The sequence below is a fragment of the Kaistia sp. UC242_56 genome, from assembly GCF_044452255.1.
GTDB classification, from domain to species: Bacteria; Pseudomonadota; Alphaproteobacteria; order Rhizobiales; family Kaistiaceae; genus Kaistia; species Kaistia defluvii_A.
On the sequence record NZ_JBIOAN010000002.1, the window covers coordinates 3,064,033 to 3,081,708 of the forward strand.

Below are 17,676 nucleotides of genomic sequence, written 5' to 3' on the forward strand. Positions count from 1 at the left end.
CCTATGGCCGGTTCGGATCGACGAGCTTGCGCCGGATCGGGAACCACGGCGCATCCCATCGTTTCGAGATCAGGCCCCAGATGCCGGTGCGGGCATAAAGCGCGACCAGCAGCGTCATCAGGCCGAGGACGACGAAGTAGGTGGCGCCATACGCGCCGAACCAGCGGTCGGCGATGAAGAAGATCAGCGCGCCGATCAGCACGCCCTCTATCGAGCCGATGCCGCCGACCATGACGATGAAGATCGCGACGTTCGCCCACATCGGGTCGAAGGCCGAGCCGGGCGTGATGCGCAGCTGCGCCATGAAGTAGATCGCGCCGGCGAGGCCGCAGCCGACCGCTGAGGCCACATAGATCAGGAAACGCAGCTTGGCGACGTTGACGCCCTGGCTGGCGGCGGCGACCGGGTTGTCGCGCATGGCGATCAGCGCGAGGCCGTAGCGCGAGCGCAGCAGCCAGTAGCTGCCGCCGACCGTGAGCAGCAGCATGCCGGCGCAGAGCAGCGACATGGCGACATTCCTCTCGAAAGCGGAATAGTCCTTCATCACCCGAAGCGACATGCCGGCGCCGGCATTGACGATCGGCAGGTTGGAGCAGACGAGGCGGAACACCTCCGCCACGACCCAGGTGCCGATCGAGAAATACGGCCCGTCGAGCCGGTGCAGCAGCAAATAGAGCGGCACGGCGAGCACCGCCGGCACCAGCAGTGACAGGAAGACCGCCAGGAAGGGGTTGATCCCGAAGGTCTGCGCCAACACGAACAGCGCGTAGCCAGCCGCTCCCATGAAGGCCTGCTGGCCGACCGAGACCAGGCCGGCATAGCCTGCAAGCAGGTTCCACATCTGCGCGACGGCGATGTAGCAGCAGAGCACGAGTATCGAGCGGATCGTGCCGGTCGATGCCCACCAGGGCATCACGGCGACGGCAACGATGCCAGCCAGCGCCAGCGTCATGGCGATCCGGCCGGATGGGGTCTGGCGCTGGACCTGCACCTCAGGCACGGCAGTTGCGGCGTAGGAAACTGCGCTCATGTCGTTGCCTTTCCGAACAGGCCCTGCGGGCGCGTCGCCAGCACGAACAGGAAAACCAGATGCCCGGCGAGCACGCCGAAGCCAGGATCGATGCGGAAGCCGATGGCCTGCGCGATGCCCAGCACCATCGAGCCCAGGAAGGCGCCCCAGACGGCGCCCATGCCGCCGATGATCACCGCCTCGAAGGCGTAGATCAGCTGGGCGGGGCCATCGGCCGGCGCCACGGTCGAACGGAGCGACTGGAACACGGCGGCAAAGCCCAGAATGCCGACCGCCACCGCCGTCGCCAGGGCATAGACGGCGCGCGGATTGATGCCGGTCATCGAGGCCGCCTCGACATCGGCAGAAGCCGCGCGAAGCGCCCGGCCGAAGCGCGTGTGCTTCAGCACGATGTCGAGCCCCCAGGTCAGTCCGGTTGCGACCGCCAGCACGATCAGCGGCAGCACGCCGACATAGACGCCCGCAATCTCGATCGACTGGCTCTCGATGCCATGGCCGGGCAGCGACCGGCTGTTGGCCGACCAGATCTGCAGCATCAGGTTCTGGAGCGCGATCGAAAGGCCGAAGGTCGCGATCAGCGAGGGCAGCGGATCGCTGCCCACTACGCGGTTCAGCACCGCCTTCTGCAACAGCCAGCCCATCAGCACGGCGAGCGGCACCAGGATGATCAGCACCGAGACAGGCGCCAGCCCCCAGGCCGTCGCCATCGAGATGCCGATCAGCGACAGCAGGATGACGAGGTCGCCATGGCTGATGTTGACGATCCGCATCACGCCGAACATCAGCGCCATGCCGAGCGCATATTGGGCGTACATGCCGCCCAGCAGGATCCCCTGCACCAATGCGTCAAACCACTCCATGGCCCGCTCCAAAATAGGCTTTGCCGATCTGTTCGCGCGTGACGTCGCCGGATTTGCCGGTCAGGGTCACGCGGCCCTCCAGCATGCAGTAGAGGCGGTCCGAGGCGGACTGGGCGAGGCCCACATCCTGCTCGACCACGATCATCGCCGTCCCGGCGGCGCGGATCTCGGGCAGCGCGGCGTAGATCTCGCGGATCACCTTCGGCGCGAGGCCGAGGCTGATCTCATCGCAGAGCAGCACGCGCGGCTGGCAGAGCAGCGCGCGACCGATGGCGACCATCTGCTGCTGGCCGCCCGACAGGCTCTGGACCTGCGACCGTGCCTTCTCGGCGAGGATCGGAAACAGCCTGTGCAGGCGCGACAATGTCCAGCCGCCCTTGGCGCCGATGCGCGCGGCCTGGTCGATGGCGACGCGCAGATTGTCCTCGACCGACATGCCGGTGAAGAGCCGCCGGCCCTCCGGCACGATGGCAATCCCCTTCTGCACCATGCGGTCGGTCGTGGTACCGCCAACGGGTTCGCCGTCAAGCCGCACCATCTCCTTCGCGACCGGCAAAAGGCCCATGATCGAGCGCAGGAACGTGGACTTGCCGGCACCATTGGCGCCGATCAGCGCCACGGCCTCGCCGGGATGCAGTTCCGTATCGACGCCATACAGCGCCTGGAAATCCCCATAGCGGGCGATCAGCCCATGGGTGGAAAGAACGGCGGTCATGCCTCGATCCCCATATAGACGCGCTGGACCTCGGGCAGCGCGATAACCTCGGCCGGCAGACCTTCCGCGATCTTCTCGCCGAAGTTCAGAACCAGCAGCCGGTCGGCCACCGCCATCAGCGCGTGCAGCACATGCTCGATCCACACGATGGTGATGCCGCGGTCACGGATGCGGCGGACCAGCGCCACCAGTGCCTTGGATTCATCGTCGGTGAGCCCCCCGGCGATCTCGTCCAGGAGCAGAAGCTTCGGGTCCGAGGCGAGCGCCCGCGCCAGCTCCAGACGCTTGCGATCGAGCAGCGTCAGCGCGCCGGCCGAAACGTTGGCCTTGTCGTAGAGCTCGCATTCGCGCAGCACGTCGGCGCAGAAGGCGTAGCTCTGCTTCTCCGACCGGCCGCCGCCGAAAGCGGCGGCGACCAGCAGGTTCTCGAAGGTCGTCATGCCGGAATAGGGACGCGGGATCTGGTAGGTCCTCCCTATCCCCATCTGGCAGCGCTTGAAGGGCGGCTCGCCGCGCAGAGCCGTTTCGCCGAGCTGGATTTCGCCGCCCGACACCTTCAGATCGCCGCTGATCATGTTGAACAGCGTCGTCTTGCCGGCGCCGTTCGGGCCGAGGATGCCAAGCACCTCGCCCCGACGCACATCGAAACTCACTTCATGCAGGACGCGGGCGGCGCCGAAGGACTTCGACACACCGCGCGCTTTCAGCAGGATTTCCCTGTCCATCATTGTCCCCGCGTCCTGTCTCATCTCACCAGGCGATCGGCTGGATCTTCTGCTCAGGCGCGAAGAGCTGATTGACCGTGTTGTCGACGATCTTCAGGTCGTAGGGCCACTTGTCGCCCTTCACCCACTGGCCGCCGAAGATCGGCGTCTTGCAGATGTTCTTGTGCGGCGAGCCGTCGAACTTGATGTGGCCGACCAGCGTCTGCAGGTCGGTCGATGCCATCGCGTCGCGGTTGGCTTCGCGGTCGAGCGGGTTTGAGGAGCGCTTGAGGATGTCGATCGCGACCTCGAGCAGCGCATGCGAGTAGCCGAGCGGCTGGGTCCACTGGCGCTTGGTATCGGCCTCCCACTGGGTGGCGATGTCCTGGCTGACCTGGCCGGTCAGCGACGACTTGAACGGGAAGGCCGGCGTCCACCAGACTTCCGAGGACATGCCATTGCCGAGCGGTCCCATCGCCTCGACGCCGCCCGGGAACAACAGTGCCGCGGCAACCGTGACCGCCTTCGGCTTGAAGCCCTGCTGGTTGCACTGGGTGACGAAGGTCTTCAGATCGTCCGGATAGGTGATGCCGCCGATGATCTCGCAGTTGTTCTTCTTGAACTCGGCGATCTGGGCCGAGAAATCATTGGTGCGCGGCTGGAAATAGCCGGGAACGACGACTTCGTAGCCGGCCTTGCGGGTCGGCACCGGCAGGCCGTATTCCTCGTTGCCCCAGGTCTCGCCATCGATGTTCTGCGGGAACAGCATGCCGACCTTCTTGTTGGTCTCGAGCTGGTTCCAGAGACCGACGAAGGTGTTGAGCGCCTCGTCGAGGCCCCAGAAGAAATGGTTGGTCCACTCGAAGGTCTGCTTGCCGCCACCGCGTGGGAACACCACCGCCTGCCAAGGCGCGCCGGAGGAGATGCAGGGCGTCTCGTAGAGTTCGGCCTGCTCCGCTGCCGGCAGGATGGTGTCGGTGGTCGAGGCCGGGACGAGCAGGTGAATCTCGTCATTCAGGATCAGATTGCCGGCGATCTCGGCCGCCTTGTTCGGATTGGATTGGCTGTCGCGGTCGAGGATCTCGATGGCGTAGGTATCGCCATTGGCCGCCTGCAACTGGCCGCCGAGCAGCGCGCGGATCTTCTGCAGCGTGTAGCCATCCGTCTCGCCGAACAGAGCGAGCGGCCCGGTCGTCGGGCTCAAGATAGCCGACCTTGATCGTGCCGGCATTGGCGGCGCGGGCATAGCCCGGCAGAGCCAGCGTGCTGGCCGCGACGCTGGCGCCCAGCCCCTTGAGCACGGCTCGCCGGCTGGGGCGAATGCCGGATTTCACCAGCTTGTTGTAGTAGGTCATTGTCGTTCCCTCCCGTTGATAAGGTGTCTCCGGCCCCGCCCTCCTCGACGAAGCCGGCCTCAGGTCGAAGCGTCAGGTCATGCGCGTCAGGGCCCCGCCATCGATGACGATCAGCGAGCCGGTGAAGAGCGAGCCGGCCGGGGACGCCAGCAGCAGCGCCAGGCCCTTGATGTCGTCGATATCGCCGATACGCCCGATCAGCGACTGGCTCTCGAAGGCCGCGCGGTCAGCCTTGTTGCGCAGTCTTCCTCCGGCGATGTTGGTGATGAACGGGCCTGGCAAAATCGCGTTGACGCGGATGCCATAGGCGCCAAGCTCCATGGCCATGTGGCGCACAAAATGGTTCACCGCCGCCTTGGCCGGCATGTAGGACGTGCCGACAATGCTCTCGTTGATCATCGAGGCGATCGACGACGTGACGATGATCTCGCCGCCGCCATTCGGCTTCATATGGCGGACGGCGTTCTTCACCGTCGTGTAGACCGAGTTCAGATTGAGCTCGATGCCCCGATCCCACTGCTCGTCGGGAATGTTCTCGATCGCCCCGCCGGGAAAGCGCTCGCCCGTCACCGTATTGAAGCCGGGACCGGGATCGATGCCCGCATTGGCGAACACCGTATCGATGCGGCCATGCTTGGCGACGACGGCGTCGAAGGCCGCAGCCATGGCCGGACGATCGCTTACATCTACCATCTGGGACCAGACGTCCCAACCCTTGGCCATCATGTCCGAGACGAGCCGAGCCGCACCTTCCGCGTCGATATCAAAGATGCAGACCTTGGCGCCATGCTCGGCCATGATCTCGGCATAGGCCCGGCCGATGCCGCTGGCGCCGCCGGTGACGATCACCGACTTGCCCCTGACATCGAACATTTTCTCCAACGCGGCCATCAGTTTACTCCCGTTTGTTCCATAGAGACCTGAGCGCAGACGCCGCCCGGCGTCCGCTGCGATCAGCCCTTCTTGCGCGACAGCACGAAGTCGAATTCCACGTCGTAGAACGGCGCCTCGATGCCGACCTTGGCCGCAGCCTCCACGTCTTCCACCTTGCGGAATTCGGCCAGCAGGCTTTCCTTCACGCCGAAGACGGCGTCGGAATTGATGTACGGATCGTCGGGATCGAAGATGTGCGTGGTGAGTGCGTCGAAACCCTCGGCTTCGACGATGTAGTGCAGATGCGCCGGCCGGTACGGGTGGCGGCCGAGCGCGCCGAGCAGCTTGCCGACCGGGCCGTCATCGGGGATCGGGTAGTATTTCGGCTTCACGCCCCGGAACCAGTAGCGCCCGTCGGCATCGGTGCGGAACACGCCGCGCAGGTTGAACTCAGGCTGGATGCCCTGCTGCTGCACGTCGTAGAAGCCCTCGTCATTCGCCTGCCAGACGTCGATCTTGGCACCGGCGATCGGCTTGCCCTCGGTATCGAGGATGCGGCCATGCACGAACATCGGCTCGCCCTTCTGGTCGAGGCAGATGTTGGAGCCCATCGGCAATTCCGGCGCGTCGGCGACATGGAACGGCCCGAGCACCGTCGATTCCGAGGCACCGGACGGCTTGCGGTTGTTGATCGCGTCGACCAGCATCGAGACGCCGAGCACGTCCGACAGCAGGATGTATTCCTGCCGCCAGTCATTGCAGATCTGGCCCGTCTGCGTGAGGAACATTATGGCGGCGAACCACTCTTCCTGGGTCGGCTCGATCTCCTTGACCGCCTCATGCAGCTTGCGGGTGATGACTTCCATCACCTGCTGCAGGCGCGCGTCCTTGGCGTTGCGGTTGCGCGCGACGACGACGTCGGCGGAGTCGGCTTCGGTGAAGTAGCCATATTCGTGTTCGTCGATCATGGGGTCCCTCAGCGCGCGAGAACGGATGTGAGAACGCGGCGCAACTCGGCCGCCGGATCGGCGGCGAGCATTTCCGAGCGCCAGGCGACGTGGTGGTCGGGCCGGACCAGCAGGCATCCGGCATCGCGGATTTCGCTGGCGCGGGCCCAGTCACCGGTGTGGTCCTCGACCGCGCGGCGCGGGCCGATCACATGGGTACGGATCGGCAGGCCGAGTTCCGCGCCGACATCTTCAGCAGCCTTCACCCAGGCCTCGCCGCCAATGCCGGTCAGGATCGTGAACTCGCCATGGCCGCAGAGATCGAGCGTCGAGACCTTCCGGCCGGAGCGCTCGAACACCCAGACATGCGGCAACCGCGCGCCGGGCCAGGTCGTCGGCGCATAGTGAAGTTCGCGGTCCTTCTCGAAGGCCGGTTGCGGCTGACCGTCCGTCACCACGGCATCCGAGGCATAGCGCTGGTTCATCTCGACGCCATGCGCATCGAACTCGTATTTCTTGAAGGCGATCGCCTGACGAAGCGCTTCGCGCTGTGCTTCCGCGGCGGCGGTCGCGTCGCACCGCGCCTCCATGTTCTTCTGAATCTTGACGTGGTCGACGCCGCCATCCATTCCGAGCGCCGCGAAGATCGGCCCGAATTCGCCGATCGACTGGTTGGCGCGGGTCACGATCTGGCGCGCAATCGGCGCCCGTTCGACCGTATAGCTGTCGAGAAGGCCGAGACCCGCCTGCCCCTTGACGACCTTGGCGAGCTTCCAGGCGAGGTTGAAGCCGTCCTGGATCGACGTGTTGGAGCCGAGCCCGTTCGATGGCGGATGCCGGTGCGCGGCATCGCCCATGATGAAGACGCGACCCTTCTGCATCTCGGTCGCGAAGCAGTTATTCACGGTCCAGGTGTTGGCGCCGAGCAGCTCGATCTCAAGCTCGGGATCGCCGACCAGCTGGCGCGCGACGTCGGTCGCGAGCTCCGGCGTCACGACCGGCGGCGGCTGGTTGATGTCGTAGCCCCAGACGATCAGCCACTCGTTCCACGGCCGCACCATGCGCACGAGACCCATGCCGATGCCGCCGACATCGGCGCCGGGCTGCATGACCCAGTAGAGGACGCTCGGCCGGTGGGCGACATACTTTGAGAGATCGGCGCGGAACAGGATGTTCATCGAGCCGCCGACGCCCATCTTGCCTTCGAACGGCAGGCCGAGATGCTCGGCGACCAGCGAATTGCCGCCATCGGCGCCGACCAGGAACTTCGAGCGGACAGTGAAGTCCTTGCCCGTCAGCCGGTCGCGACAGGTTGTGGTGACGCCGTCCGCGTCCTGGACGTGGCTCACATATTCCGTGCTCATACGCGCCTGCGTGCCGCGCGAGCACGCCGTCTTGAACAGGATCGGCTCCATGAAGGTCTGCGGCAGGTCGTTCATCAGCGATGGCGACGACAGCAGATGCTCGGCCTTGGAGAGCGGGTGCATGCCCCAGCTCTTCATACGGCCGATCTCCTCCCCGGCCAGGCTTTCGCAGAAGACGTTCTCGCCCATCAGTTCCTGCGGCGAGGCGTGCATCACGGCCTCGGCCTCGACGTCGGGGCCAAGGTCGCGCAGCACTTCCATCGTGCGCTGGTTGGTGATGTGGGCGCGCGGCGTGTTGGACAGCCAGCGGTAGCGGTTCACCACCATGTTGGCGATGCCATAGCTGGACAGCAACGCCGCCGTGGCCGAGCCCGCCGGGCCCGTCCCCACGATCAGTACGTCGGTTTCGATATCGACCATCAATTCCCTCCCTCGATCTTCAACCCGACCAGCTTGCGGCGGACGGGAAACAGGTGCAGGCCGCTGCGGGCGGAGATCAGCCCCCACAGGCCCTTCGGCGCGAACAGCATCACGGCGATGGCGATCAGGCCGAGCGTCATCAGGTACCAACTGCCGTAATCAGCCAGCGCCGAGCGCAGGACGAAGAAGACGATCACGCCGAGGATCGGACCCTCGATCGTGCCGATGCCGCCGATGACGACGATGAAAATGACGTAGGCGGTCCAGTCGGTGACCGCGAAGGCCGCATCCGGCGAGATCCGCGCCGTCTGCAGGAAGATGAGCGCACCGGTAAGGCCCGTGGCGGCGGCGGCGATCAGGAAGACCGCCCATTTGATCCGGCCGGCATCGACGCCGACGGAGCGCGCCGCCTCGACATTGTCGCGCACGGCGGAAAGCGCCAGGCCGAGCCGGCTGCGCAAAAGCCAGTAGATCCCGCCAGTCACGACGACGACGAGCACCAGCGCCAGCCAATAAGCGAGGATGTCGCGCGCCGCCGCCTCGCGGACGCTGAATAGCGCGCGGATCATGTCCGTGCCGAGGATGTTGCTGGTCGCCTCGCGGGGCAGCGAGGTGCCGGTGCCGCCGCCGAGCGTCTTCCACTGCGCGACCAGCAGGCGGGTCACCTCGGCGATCACCCAGGTGCCGATGGCGAAATAGGCGCCCTGCAGGCGGAAGGCGAAGAACGCGGTCGGGACCGCCAGCACCAGCGCGGCGAGACCGCCCAGCGGAATGGCCCAGACCGGATTCCAGCCGAGCAGGATGACGCCGGCGAACATCGCATAGGCGCCGATGCCGACGAAGGCCTGCTGTCCAACCGAGACGAGACCGCCATAGCCGGCAAGCAGATTCCAGATCTGCGCCAGCGTCAGCATGGTCAGGATGAAGAAAAGATCCTGGATAACGCCGCGCGAGGCGAAAGCCGGCAGCGCGAGTCCAGCGATGACGAGCCCGAGCGCAACGATCGCTGTGACGGTTCCGGCGCGGGTACGTGTGGTCAACCTGTACATGCTGCCCCTCAATCCACGGCGCGCGGGAACAGGCCGCGCGGCTTGAGCAGCATCACGATCAGGAAAGCGATGTGGCCGGCAAGGATCTGCCATTCCGGGTTCACGGCCGCGCCGAAGGTCTGCGCGACGCCGATGATGACGCCGCCTGCCAGCGTGCCCCACAGGCTGCCCAAGCCGCCGATGATCACCGCCTCGAAGGCGTAAATCAGCCGCGCCGGCCCGATCGACGGGTCGAAATTGGAGCGCATGCCGAGATAGAGGGCTGCGATCGTCACCACGACCATGGCGATGCCGGTGGCGATCGCGAAGATCCGCTTCGGCTCGATCCCCATCAGTCCCGCCGTGACGGCATCGTCCGAGGTGGCGCGAAACGCCCGGCCGAGGGCGGTGTGATAGAAAAGGCCGTTCAGCGCGACGATCACCACGATGGCCGACACGAAGGTCAGCAGCGGCATGACGCCGACGGTGACCAGTCCGAGATCGAGCGAGGCGCCTTCAAACGCGCCTGCCGGAATGCGGCGGCTGTCGGCGGAAAAGGCTTCGAGCAAACCATTCTGCAGCGCGACCGAGAGACCGAAGGTAACGAGCAGCGGCGGCAGGATATCCTTGCCGAGCACGCGGTTCAGCACGACGGTCTGCAGCAGCCAACCGAGGCCGAACATCAGCGGCATCACAACCAGTGCCGCGATCCAGGGCGACAGGCCGAGCATGGTGACGCCCAGCAGCACCAGATAGGCGGCGAACACGATCAGGTCGCCATGGGCGAGATTGACCAGCCGCATGATGCCAAAGACGAGGCTCAGCCCTGCCGCGAACAGCGCATAGAGGCCGCCCAGCAGAATGCCCTGCACGAGGGTATCGAGCCAGATCATGCCGCCTCCCCGAAATAGGCGGTGTGGATCTGCTGGCGGGTGACGTCGGCGGCCTTTGCCGTCAGCGTGACGCGGCCTTCCATCATGCAATAGACGCGGTCGGCGACGGCGAGCGCCTTACCGATATCCTGCTCGACCACGACGATCGCGGCGCCGCCGGCGCGGATCTTCGGCAGGGCCGCGTAAATGTCGCGGATGACGACGGGGGCGAGGCCGAGGCTGATCTCGTCGCAGAGCAGCAGTTCCGGGTTCGACATCAGCGCCCGGCCAATCGCCACCATCTGCTGCTGGCCGCCGGAAAGCGCCGTGCCCGGATTGCGGCGCCGCTCGCGCAGGATCGGGAAGAGATCGTAGATCGCCTCCAGGTTCCAAGGCCCCGGCGCCTTGCGGACCTGGCCGCCGATCAGGAGATTTTCCTCGACGGTCAGCGAAGGAAACAGCCGGCGGCCTTCGGGCACCATGGCGATGCCGCGCTGCATTACCTCAGCCGAGGACAGCGCACCGATCGGCTCGCCCCGATGCCGTACCATGCCGGGCTCGTTGCGGAGCACGCCGGTGATCGAGCGCATCAGCGTCGACTTCCCCGCGCCATTGGCGCCGATGATCGCCACGCATTCACCGGCGGCGACGGCAATATCCACGCCGAACAGGGCGCGGAACTGGCCGTAATTCGCGGTGAGGCCGTGGGTTTCGAGCAGCATCAGACCTCGAGCCCCAGATAGATCTCGCGCACTTCCTTCGACGCCATGATCTCATCCGGCGCGCCGACGCCGATCACCCGGCCGAAATCGAGCACCAGCAGCCGCTCGACCACGGAGGTCAGCGCATGCAGCACGTGCTCGATCCAGATGATCGTGGTGCCGCGGGCATGGATGTCGCGGATCGTCTCGACCAGCGCCCTGCATTCCCCCTCAGTCAGGCCGCCGGCGATCTCGTCGAGCAGCAAAAGCTCCGGCCCCGTCGCGAGCGCGCGGGCCAGTTCCAGGCGCTTGCGGTCGAGCAGGCTCAGCGAGCCGGCGACGACATTCGCCTTCTTCAGAAGCTCTGTGTCCTCGAGGATGCGCGCGCAGGCATCGACCATGTCGGCCTCGCGCCCGCCCCGTCCGAAGGCGGCGGCGGTCAAAAGGTTCTCGAATACCGTCAGGCCCTCGAAAGGCTGCGGGATCTGAAAGCTGCGGCCGACTCCCATGCGAACCCGCTCCATCGCGGGAGCGCGGGTGACGTCACGGCCAAGGAATTCGATGCGCCCCTCATTCGCCAACACATTGCCGGTGATCAGGTTGAACAGCGTCGACTTGCCGGCCCCGTTCGGGCCGATAATGCCCAAAGCTTCGCCGCGCGGCACCGAAACGGTCACGGCATCCGTGACCTTCAGCGCCCCGAACGACTTCGAGACATTTTCAAGCCTGAGTATCATTGCTGCCATCCTTGGGGGCACCTTGGGAGCCGGATGGATCGGGGGCGGCGGCAGGCGCCGCCCCGTTTCCGGATCAGGCCAGGGCTTCCATCTTGCCGGCGGTGGGGATCTCGGGCGCGTTGGCGTTTTCGACGATCACCAGATCGAAGCCGCCCCCGTCCTTCTTCCGCCACTGGCCACCGACGAGCGGCGTCTTGCAGACGTTCTTGGCCGCGAAGGGCGGCACGCCGACGCCGTTCCACGCCACCTTGCCGACAACCGTCGACATGTCGGTGGCGGCGATGGCGGCCGCGATCGCCTCAGCATCGGTCGGATCCGAAACCCGGCCCATGACATTCGCCGCCACTTCGAACAGCGAATGAGAGAAGCCGATCGGCTGTGTCCACGGACGCTTGGTCTTGGCGGTGAAATCCGCCGCGAGTTCCGCCGAACTCTGGCCGGTGATCGACGACTTGAACGGATGCGAGGCCGACCACCAGACTTCCGAGGAAAGGTTGTGGCCCGCGTCGCCCAGCGTCTCGACGGATTGCGGGAACAGGATCGCCTTGGCGACCGTCACGGCTTTGGGCTTGAAACCCTGCTGGCGGGCCTGGTTCCAGAAGGTGGTGAAGTCGGGCGGGATCACGACGCCGGTGACGATCTCGGCATTCGCAGCCTTGAACGCGTTGACCTGCGCAGTGAAGTCGTCCGAGAGGTTCTGGTAGCGGCCGGGATCGGTCAGACTGAAACCGGCGGCTTCCAGGCCGGGCTTCAGGCCGTTCTTCGGGTCGCCCCAGGCATTGCCGTCGGCATCGTTCGGGAACAGGCCGCCGACCTTGCCATTGGTGTCGAGCTGCTTCCACATGCCGGTATAGACGGCGATGATGTCTTCCAGACCCCAGAAATAATGGAAGGCGAAATCGAACGGCTTCCACGAGGACGGGTCGCCGGGATTGCCCTGCTGGCCGATGAACCAGGGCTGCCACGGCGCCGTGGTCGAGATGACGGGCATCCCTTCCGCTTCGCAGGTGGTGGCGACCGGGTTGGTGTTTTCCGGCGTCGAACCGACGAGCATCAGGTTGATCTCGTCGTCGACTATCAGGCTCTTCGCCACCTCCGCAGCCCGGTTCGGGTTCGACTGGCTGTCCTTGACGATGACCTCGAAATTCTTGCCAGCGTCGGAGTCGAGAAATGCCTTTATGTTATACGCGTCGCTCTCGGCGAAACCGGCCAGCGGACCGGTCTGCGGCGAAACATAGCCCAAGCGGATCTTGGCGCCCTGCGCGATGGCAGGCGTGGCAAGGCCCGAAGTGGCAAGGGTGAAACCCGTCGCCGCCGAGGCTTTCAGTAAGCTCCGTCTCGAAATCATGTGTTTCTCCTCCCTCTAGCTTCTTCTCAGTCCCCCGGACGGCGTCCCTCAAACGCCGCCTGGAGCAGTTCCCGTATCGATCCCGGGTCTATTGGCCTCGGGTTCGCGTAGGCATTCTTGACGGCGATCGCCGTGGCGCGGTCGAGATCGGCCTCCTGGATGCCGATCGCCTGGAGGCTGAGCGGCGAGCCGACCGACTGCGCGAAATCCCAGAGCCCACCGCCGGCCGAGCCGCCGCCGAAGGCGTCGGCGATCGGGCGCAGCAATTCGGGCACCGCCTGTTCGTTGAAGGCGGTGGTGTAGGGCAGCAGGATGGCGTGGGTTTCGGCATGCGGCGTGTCGAACGAGCCGCCGAAGACATGCGCGAGCTTGTGGTGCAGCGCCATGGAGACCGTGCCAAGCGCGGTCGAGCAGCACCAAGCCGCATAGAGCGCCTGGGCCCGCGCGGCCTTGTCCTGAGGGTCTTCGATCAGGCGCGGAATACCGTCGCGAAACGCGACCATGGCATCCCGGCACATCAGCTCGATCACCGGATTGCGGTCCGGCGCGTAGAACGCCTCCATCGCATGCGCGATGGCGTTCATGGCCGAGGTGACGGTGAGTCCGACGGGCAGGCTCAGCGTCAGGTCGACATCGTAGATCACCGTCTCGGGGCGGATATCCGGCGAGCGGCGCGTGGTCTTCTCGCCCGAAGCCGTTTCGCCCAGGATGTCGGTCATTTCCGAGCCGGCATAGGTGGTCGGGATCACGACCTGATCGACGCCGGTGCGCACGGCGATCGCCTTGCCGAGACCGGTGGTCGATCCGCCGCCCAGGCTGACGACGGCTGTGGCGTCGCTGGCGCGGAATGCTTCCAGCGCCGTCTCGGTCACCTCGACGGGGGTGTGCATGACGGCGCCGGCAAAGATGCCGCCGGCGAGGTCGCCCAGGCTTTCCGCCAGCTTCTCGGCATCGGCCCTCTGGTGCGGCGTCGAAAGCACCATCACCTTGTCATGGCCGAGCCGACGCACTTCCTCCGCCACGCGGGACAGCGTACCCGCGCCGAAGACGACCCGTGTCGTCAGTCCCGGAAAGATAAATTGGTCCATCATCGCGCCGCCTCCATGCTTGGGTTCCGGCCGGCGACCAGATCCGCGAGGATCGATCCCAGCATGGCGATCTCGGCATCCGAGACCTCATGGCCGCGGCGCGGGAACAGGTCGGCGCGCAGGCTCGCGCCCTTGCTGCCAAGGGTCTGGGCGGCGTCGGCAAAGGCCGAGACGGGGATCCAGGGATCGGCATCGCCGCCCGTCAGATAGACCGGAACGTCGGCCGGAACCGCCTCGGCACGCGCATCCGACGGCACGCCGACGCGCGATCCGGTCAAAGCGGCCAGCGCCTGCGGCGGCGGCAATCCGGCGCAGAGATATTCGATCGCGAGGCAGGCGCCTTGCGAAAAGCCCGCCAGAAGCAGCGGCAACCCCGGCAGTTCACCGCGGGCGGCCGCGACCGCCGCCGCGAGGTGGTCCAAAGCGGTCGCAAGCTGCGCGCGAGCGACTGGCGTCAGCGGATCGACGGCCCGCGCATCCCACCACGCGCCCATCGGGGCGCGCGGCAGGACGAAGGCCACGGCCGGCGCGGAAAGCCGCGCCAGCACATGGGACTGCATCTCTTCCGGCGATTGGCCGCGGCCGTGGACGAAGACGCAGATTGCCTTCGCCTCCGGGGCCCGAGAGCCAAGCCTGAGCGGACCGCCGTCCTGGATCATGCGAATTCCGCCTGCTCCAGGCCTTCGCGCAGTTCGGCTTCACGATCCTTGAACCAGGGCGGGAAGACGAGCGTCTTGCCGATCGCGCCCGGAGGCTCGTCCTTTGCCCAGCCTTCCGGCGTGGTCCAGGCCAGCTCGAACAGCGCGCCGCCGGGCGAGCGGACGTAGCAGGACTTGAAGTAGTTGCGGTCCTTCTGCTCGGAGATATCGGTGAAGCCGAGACCCTCGATATGAGCGCGCAGCTTCAGCTGGTTTTCTTCATTGCCGGTGTTGAGCGCGAGGTGATGGATCGTGCCGCCGGCCAGCGTCCAGGTGCCCTGCGCGCTGTCCCGGTCGACGATGACCTCGACGCGCTGGATGACGCCGGACTCGTCTGGCACGCGGTAGACGAGGCCTTCATGAGTATCGGCCTCCTTTTCCAGCGGCAGCGCGATGGTCAGGAAGTCATCCATGGCGGTCCGGTCCATCACGGCGACAACGCTGCCATAGATGCCCTTGATGCCGTGATCTTTGCCGATGCCCTGTGCGGCGTTGGTGATCGGCTCGCGTGGGTCGCTTTCGCTTTCCACCAGCTCATGCGGGATGCCGCAGGGATGCGCGAAGACGACGCGGGTAGCGCCGAAGCGGGTGATCTTGGCCGCCTCAATGCCGCGGGCGTTCAGCCGGTCGACCCAGAAATCGGCGGCGCCGACGGGGATCGACTGCAGGATGGCGCGCGACTGGTTGGTGCCGCGACGGCCATAGACGGCCGGCTTGCGGAACGGGAAGGTGGTGATGATCGTCGAGGCATCGCCATTCGGCGAGCCGTAATAGAGGTGGTAGACCGGGATCACGCCGTCGAAGAGGACGGTCCGCTTCACCGAATGAAGGCCCAGCGCCTTGGTGTAGAAGTCGAAGTCTTCCTGAGCGCTGTCGGTCGACATGGTCAGGTGGTGGTAGCCGCTTATACGGGCCATCGGTTCATCTCCTCCCAGAGGTTCCGGTTTTGCCCTGCCGCTGCGGGCAGAGCACAAGATTGAGGTCGAGAGCGCACTTCCGCTTTCCTCCGTCGGGTGGCAGCGCGCGGAACTCGGCCATGAGTTCGGGTTTGACCCCGAAAATCGCGTCCCGGCCAATGGCCGGATCGGATTGGTCGAAAATGTGGGTCGTCAGCGTCTCGAAGCCTTCGGCCGCCACGCGGAAATGAATGTGAGCCGGTCTTTCCAGGCCGAGGCCAAGCGCCGACATCAACTGGCCGACCGGACCATCCGCCGGCAGCGTGTAGCCCTTCGGCTTCACCGTGCGGAAATGGAACCGCCCCTGGGCATCGGCGCGGAACCGGCCGCGAAGGTTGAATTCCGGCTGCCGGTCCGGTTCCTGGTTCTCGTAGCGCCCCTCGGAATTGGCCTGCCAGACCTCGACCGTGGCGCCGCCCAGGCCATGGCCATCAAGGTCGAGCACCCTGCCGGCCACGTCCAGCGCCTCGCCCTTGCCATCACGCGAGATGTTGGCGCCGAGCGGCGTTTCCGGGACGTCGGACCGGTAGAAGGGTCCCGCCACGGTGTTTGGTGTCGCACCGGCGGGACGCGGATTGTTCTGGTCCTCGATCAGCGACGACACGCCCAGAACGTCGGCGAACAGCACCCATTCCTGCCGCCGCGCATCGGCGTAGTGGCCAACCTCGGTCAGGAAGTCGATCGCAAGCCGGAATTCGTCGCCGGAAGGGCGGAGTTCGGCGATCAGGGCATGCAATCCGCCCACCGTCGCCTGCGCAGCCGCCGCCAAACGGGACTGGCCCATGGCCGTCAGACGCCGCGAAAATTCCTTCGCCTGCGCCGAAACAGCGTCGGCAGAATCATCCTCGTGCGGACCGTCGTGCTGGCCGTGCATTCCGCCGGGGCCTCCCTTCCCCTTGCCAATCGGGATAGCACGGCCCTGCCCCACTCTTGATGAGTTCTACGCGCCCCGGTATAGCACTTTGCTATGAGACTGAACGAACGCCACCTCATGCAGCTCGCCGCCGTGCTCGATGCCGGCGGCGTGTCGGAAGGTGCCGCCACGCTGGGCCTGACCCAGCCGGCGGTCAGCCGCTCGCTGGCCATGTTGGAGGCGCGCGTCGGCGAGCCGCTTTTCCTCAAGGGACGGCGCCCCCTCCAGGCGACGCCGCTCGGCGCGCAACTGGCCGCCCAGGGGCGCACGATCATCGCCGCCTCGCGCAAGGCGTCGGACGCCGTGCAGGGCTTCCTGAAGGGCACCAAGGGCGTCGTCCGGGTCGGCGGCGTGCCGTTCTTCATGGATGCGATGATCAGCCGGATGATCGGCGAGTTCCAGAACCTGGAACCCGAGGTCACCGTGCAGCAGAGCTATCTCAACCTGCCCGAGATGGTCGCCGCGCTAGAGGGGCATCAGATCGATCTCGGCATCGTGCCGATCGGCGTGCTCGACCTCGGCCCCGGTTTCGAGTTCACCGAGATCCTGCCGGGACGCAACATCGTCGCCTGCCGGCCCGACCATCCGCTGCTGCGCAATCGCCGCCTGCGCGCGCATGACCTGACCAGTTTTCCCTGGGTGGCGCCTCTGCCCGGCTCGCCGCTGATGTCCGACCTGCAGATGATCCTGATGAGCATCGGGATGTCCGACCTCAACGTGCGCTATTCCGGCGGTTCGCTGATGAGCGTGATCAACTTCCTGGCCGAGACCGACGCGCTCGCCGTGCTGCCCTTCTCGGTGGTGTTCGCGCAGCGCAAGGAGAACCGCGTCACCGTGCTGCCCTATGAGATCCCGCAGCCCAACCGCTCGCTCGGCATCCTGCGCCGGGTCGGCGGCCCGCGCTCGCCGGCGGCGGAGCGCTTTGCCGGCCATGTCACGACCGCGTTTGAAAACCTCAAGCACATCATCAAGCGCCACGAAAACGCCGTCGTCTGGGGCCGTTAGCCGGCCACGTCCACTCGGCCGGATAACCAGGCTTTGCGGTGACGGTCGAACGCTGCGATGAT

Annotated in this window: 18 protein-coding genes; 1 reads left to right on the plus strand and 17 read right to left on the minus strand. The window is 66.0% G+C overall.

From position 1 onward, the window contains the following. Nucleotide 1: 1 nt before the first annotated feature. The 17 genes from ACHMWQ_RS17065 to ACHMWQ_RS17145 form a co-directional block, all read right to left on the minus strand. On the minus strand, nucleotides 2-1,030 hold the full coding sequence (locus ACHMWQ_RS17065; protein WP_354549700.1) for a branched-chain amino acid ABC transporter permease: 1,029 nt from the start codon (nucleotides 1,028-1,030) through the stop codon (nucleotides 2-4). Beyond that, nucleotides 1,027-1,890 (minus strand): branched-chain amino acid ABC transporter permease, encoded by an 864-nt coding sequence (locus ACHMWQ_RS17070; protein ID WP_354549702.1) that lies wholly within the window; start codon nucleotides 1,888-1,890, stop codon nucleotides 1,027-1,029. Before ACHMWQ_RS17070 ends, ACHMWQ_RS17065 begins: the two co-directional genes overlap by 4 nt. Next, a complete protein-coding gene (locus tag ACHMWQ_RS17075; protein WP_396308381.1) occupies nucleotides 1,877-2,605 on the minus strand; it encodes an ABC transporter ATP-binding protein in 729 nt (242 codons plus the stop codon). Before ACHMWQ_RS17075 ends, ACHMWQ_RS17070 begins: the two co-directional genes overlap by 14 nt. Further along, nucleotides 2,602-3,330 carry an ABC transporter ATP-binding protein gene (locus ACHMWQ_RS17080; protein ID WP_354551603.1) on the minus strand — a complete coding sequence of 243 codons (729 nt, stop codon included), beginning with the start codon at nucleotides 3,328-3,330 and terminating at the stop codon, nucleotides 2,602-2,604. Before ACHMWQ_RS17080 ends, ACHMWQ_RS17075 begins: the two co-directional genes overlap by 4 nt. Before the next feature lie 25 nt (nucleotides 3,331-3,355). After that, nucleotides 3,356-4,513, minus strand: coding sequence for an ABC transporter substrate-binding protein (locus ACHMWQ_RS17085; RefSeq protein WP_396308382.1), 1,158 nt, complete (start codon nucleotides 4,511-4,513; stop codon nucleotides 3,356-3,358). Nucleotides 4,514-4,736: 223 nt separating this feature from the next. Further along, complete coding sequence (locus ACHMWQ_RS17090; RefSeq protein ID WP_396308383.1) at nucleotides 4,737-5,537, minus strand: SDR family NAD(P)-dependent oxidoreductase; 801 nt, start codon at nucleotides 5,535-5,537, stop codon at nucleotides 4,737-4,739. An 80-nt stretch (nucleotides 5,538-5,617) separates the two neighbouring features. Then, nucleotides 5,618-6,505 (minus strand): intradiol ring-cleavage dioxygenase, encoded by an 888-nt coding sequence (locus ACHMWQ_RS17095; protein ID WP_396308384.1) that lies wholly within the window; start codon nucleotides 6,503-6,505, stop codon nucleotides 5,618-5,620. 8 nt (nucleotides 6,506-6,513) lie between these two features. Next, a complete protein-coding gene (locus ACHMWQ_RS17100; protein WP_396308385.1) occupies nucleotides 6,514-8,268 on the minus strand; it encodes an FAD-dependent oxidoreductase in 1,755 nt (584 codons plus the stop codon). Next, complete coding sequence (locus ACHMWQ_RS17105) at nucleotides 8,268-9,317, minus strand: branched-chain amino acid ABC transporter permease (protein ID WP_396308386.1); 1,050 nt, start codon at nucleotides 9,315-9,317, stop codon at nucleotides 8,268-8,270. The genes ACHMWQ_RS17100 and ACHMWQ_RS17105 overlap by 1 nt, the downstream gene beginning before the upstream one ends. 8 nt (nucleotides 9,318-9,325) lie before the next feature. Then, on the minus strand, nucleotides 9,326-10,189 hold the full coding sequence (locus ACHMWQ_RS17110) for a branched-chain amino acid ABC transporter permease (RefSeq protein ID WP_396308387.1): 864 nt from the start codon (nucleotides 10,187-10,189) through the stop codon (nucleotides 9,326-9,328). Beyond that, nucleotides 10,186-10,893 carry an ABC transporter ATP-binding protein gene (locus ACHMWQ_RS17115; protein WP_396309468.1) on the minus strand — a complete coding sequence of 236 codons (708 nt, stop codon included), beginning with the start codon at nucleotides 10,891-10,893 and terminating at the stop codon, nucleotides 10,186-10,188. The genes ACHMWQ_RS17110 and ACHMWQ_RS17115 overlap by 4 nt, the downstream gene beginning before the upstream one ends. Then, nucleotides 10,890-11,606 carry an ABC transporter ATP-binding protein gene (locus ACHMWQ_RS17120; protein WP_354549719.1) on the minus strand — a complete coding sequence of 239 codons (717 nt, stop codon included), beginning with the start codon at nucleotides 11,604-11,606 and terminating at the stop codon, nucleotides 10,890-10,892. The genes ACHMWQ_RS17115 and ACHMWQ_RS17120 overlap by 4 nt, the downstream gene beginning before the upstream one ends. Nucleotides 11,607-11,679: 73 nt before the next feature. Beyond that, on the minus strand, nucleotides 11,680-12,954 hold the full coding sequence (locus tag ACHMWQ_RS17125; RefSeq protein ID WP_396308388.1) for an ABC transporter substrate-binding protein: 1,275 nt from the start codon (nucleotides 12,952-12,954) through the stop codon (nucleotides 11,680-11,682). 26 nt (nucleotides 12,955-12,980) lie between these two features. After that, nucleotides 12,981-14,045: a maleylacetate reductase gene (locus tag ACHMWQ_RS17130; protein WP_396308389.1), complete on the minus strand. Its 1,065-nt coding sequence runs from the start codon at nucleotides 14,043-14,045 to the stop codon at nucleotides 12,981-12,983. Further along, nucleotides 14,042-14,701, minus strand: a complete 660-nt coding sequence (locus ACHMWQ_RS17135) for an alpha/beta hydrolase (RefSeq protein WP_396308390.1) — start codon at nucleotides 14,699-14,701, stop codon at nucleotides 14,042-14,044. The genes ACHMWQ_RS17130 and ACHMWQ_RS17135 overlap by 4 nt, the downstream gene beginning before the upstream one ends. Next, on the minus strand, nucleotides 14,698-15,657 hold the full coding sequence (locus ACHMWQ_RS17140) for a VOC family protein (RefSeq protein ID WP_396308391.1): 960 nt from the start codon (nucleotides 15,655-15,657) through the stop codon (nucleotides 14,698-14,700). Before ACHMWQ_RS17140 ends, ACHMWQ_RS17135 begins: the two co-directional genes overlap by 4 nt. A 4-nt stretch (nucleotides 15,658-15,661) precedes the next feature. Then, entirely contained in the window at nucleotides 15,662-16,570 is a 909-nt protein-coding gene (locus tag ACHMWQ_RS17145; protein WP_396308392.1) for a dioxygenase, read from the minus strand. 93 nt (nucleotides 16,571-16,663) lie between these two features. Between ACHMWQ_RS17145 and ACHMWQ_RS17150 the strand changes: the two genes are divergently transcribed. Continuing rightward, complete coding sequence (locus ACHMWQ_RS17150; RefSeq protein ID WP_354549730.1) at nucleotides 16,664-17,614, plus strand: LysR family transcriptional regulator; 951 nt, start codon at nucleotides 16,664-16,666, stop codon at nucleotides 17,612-17,614. The last annotated feature ends 62 nt before the right edge of the window (nucleotides 17,615-17,676 follow it).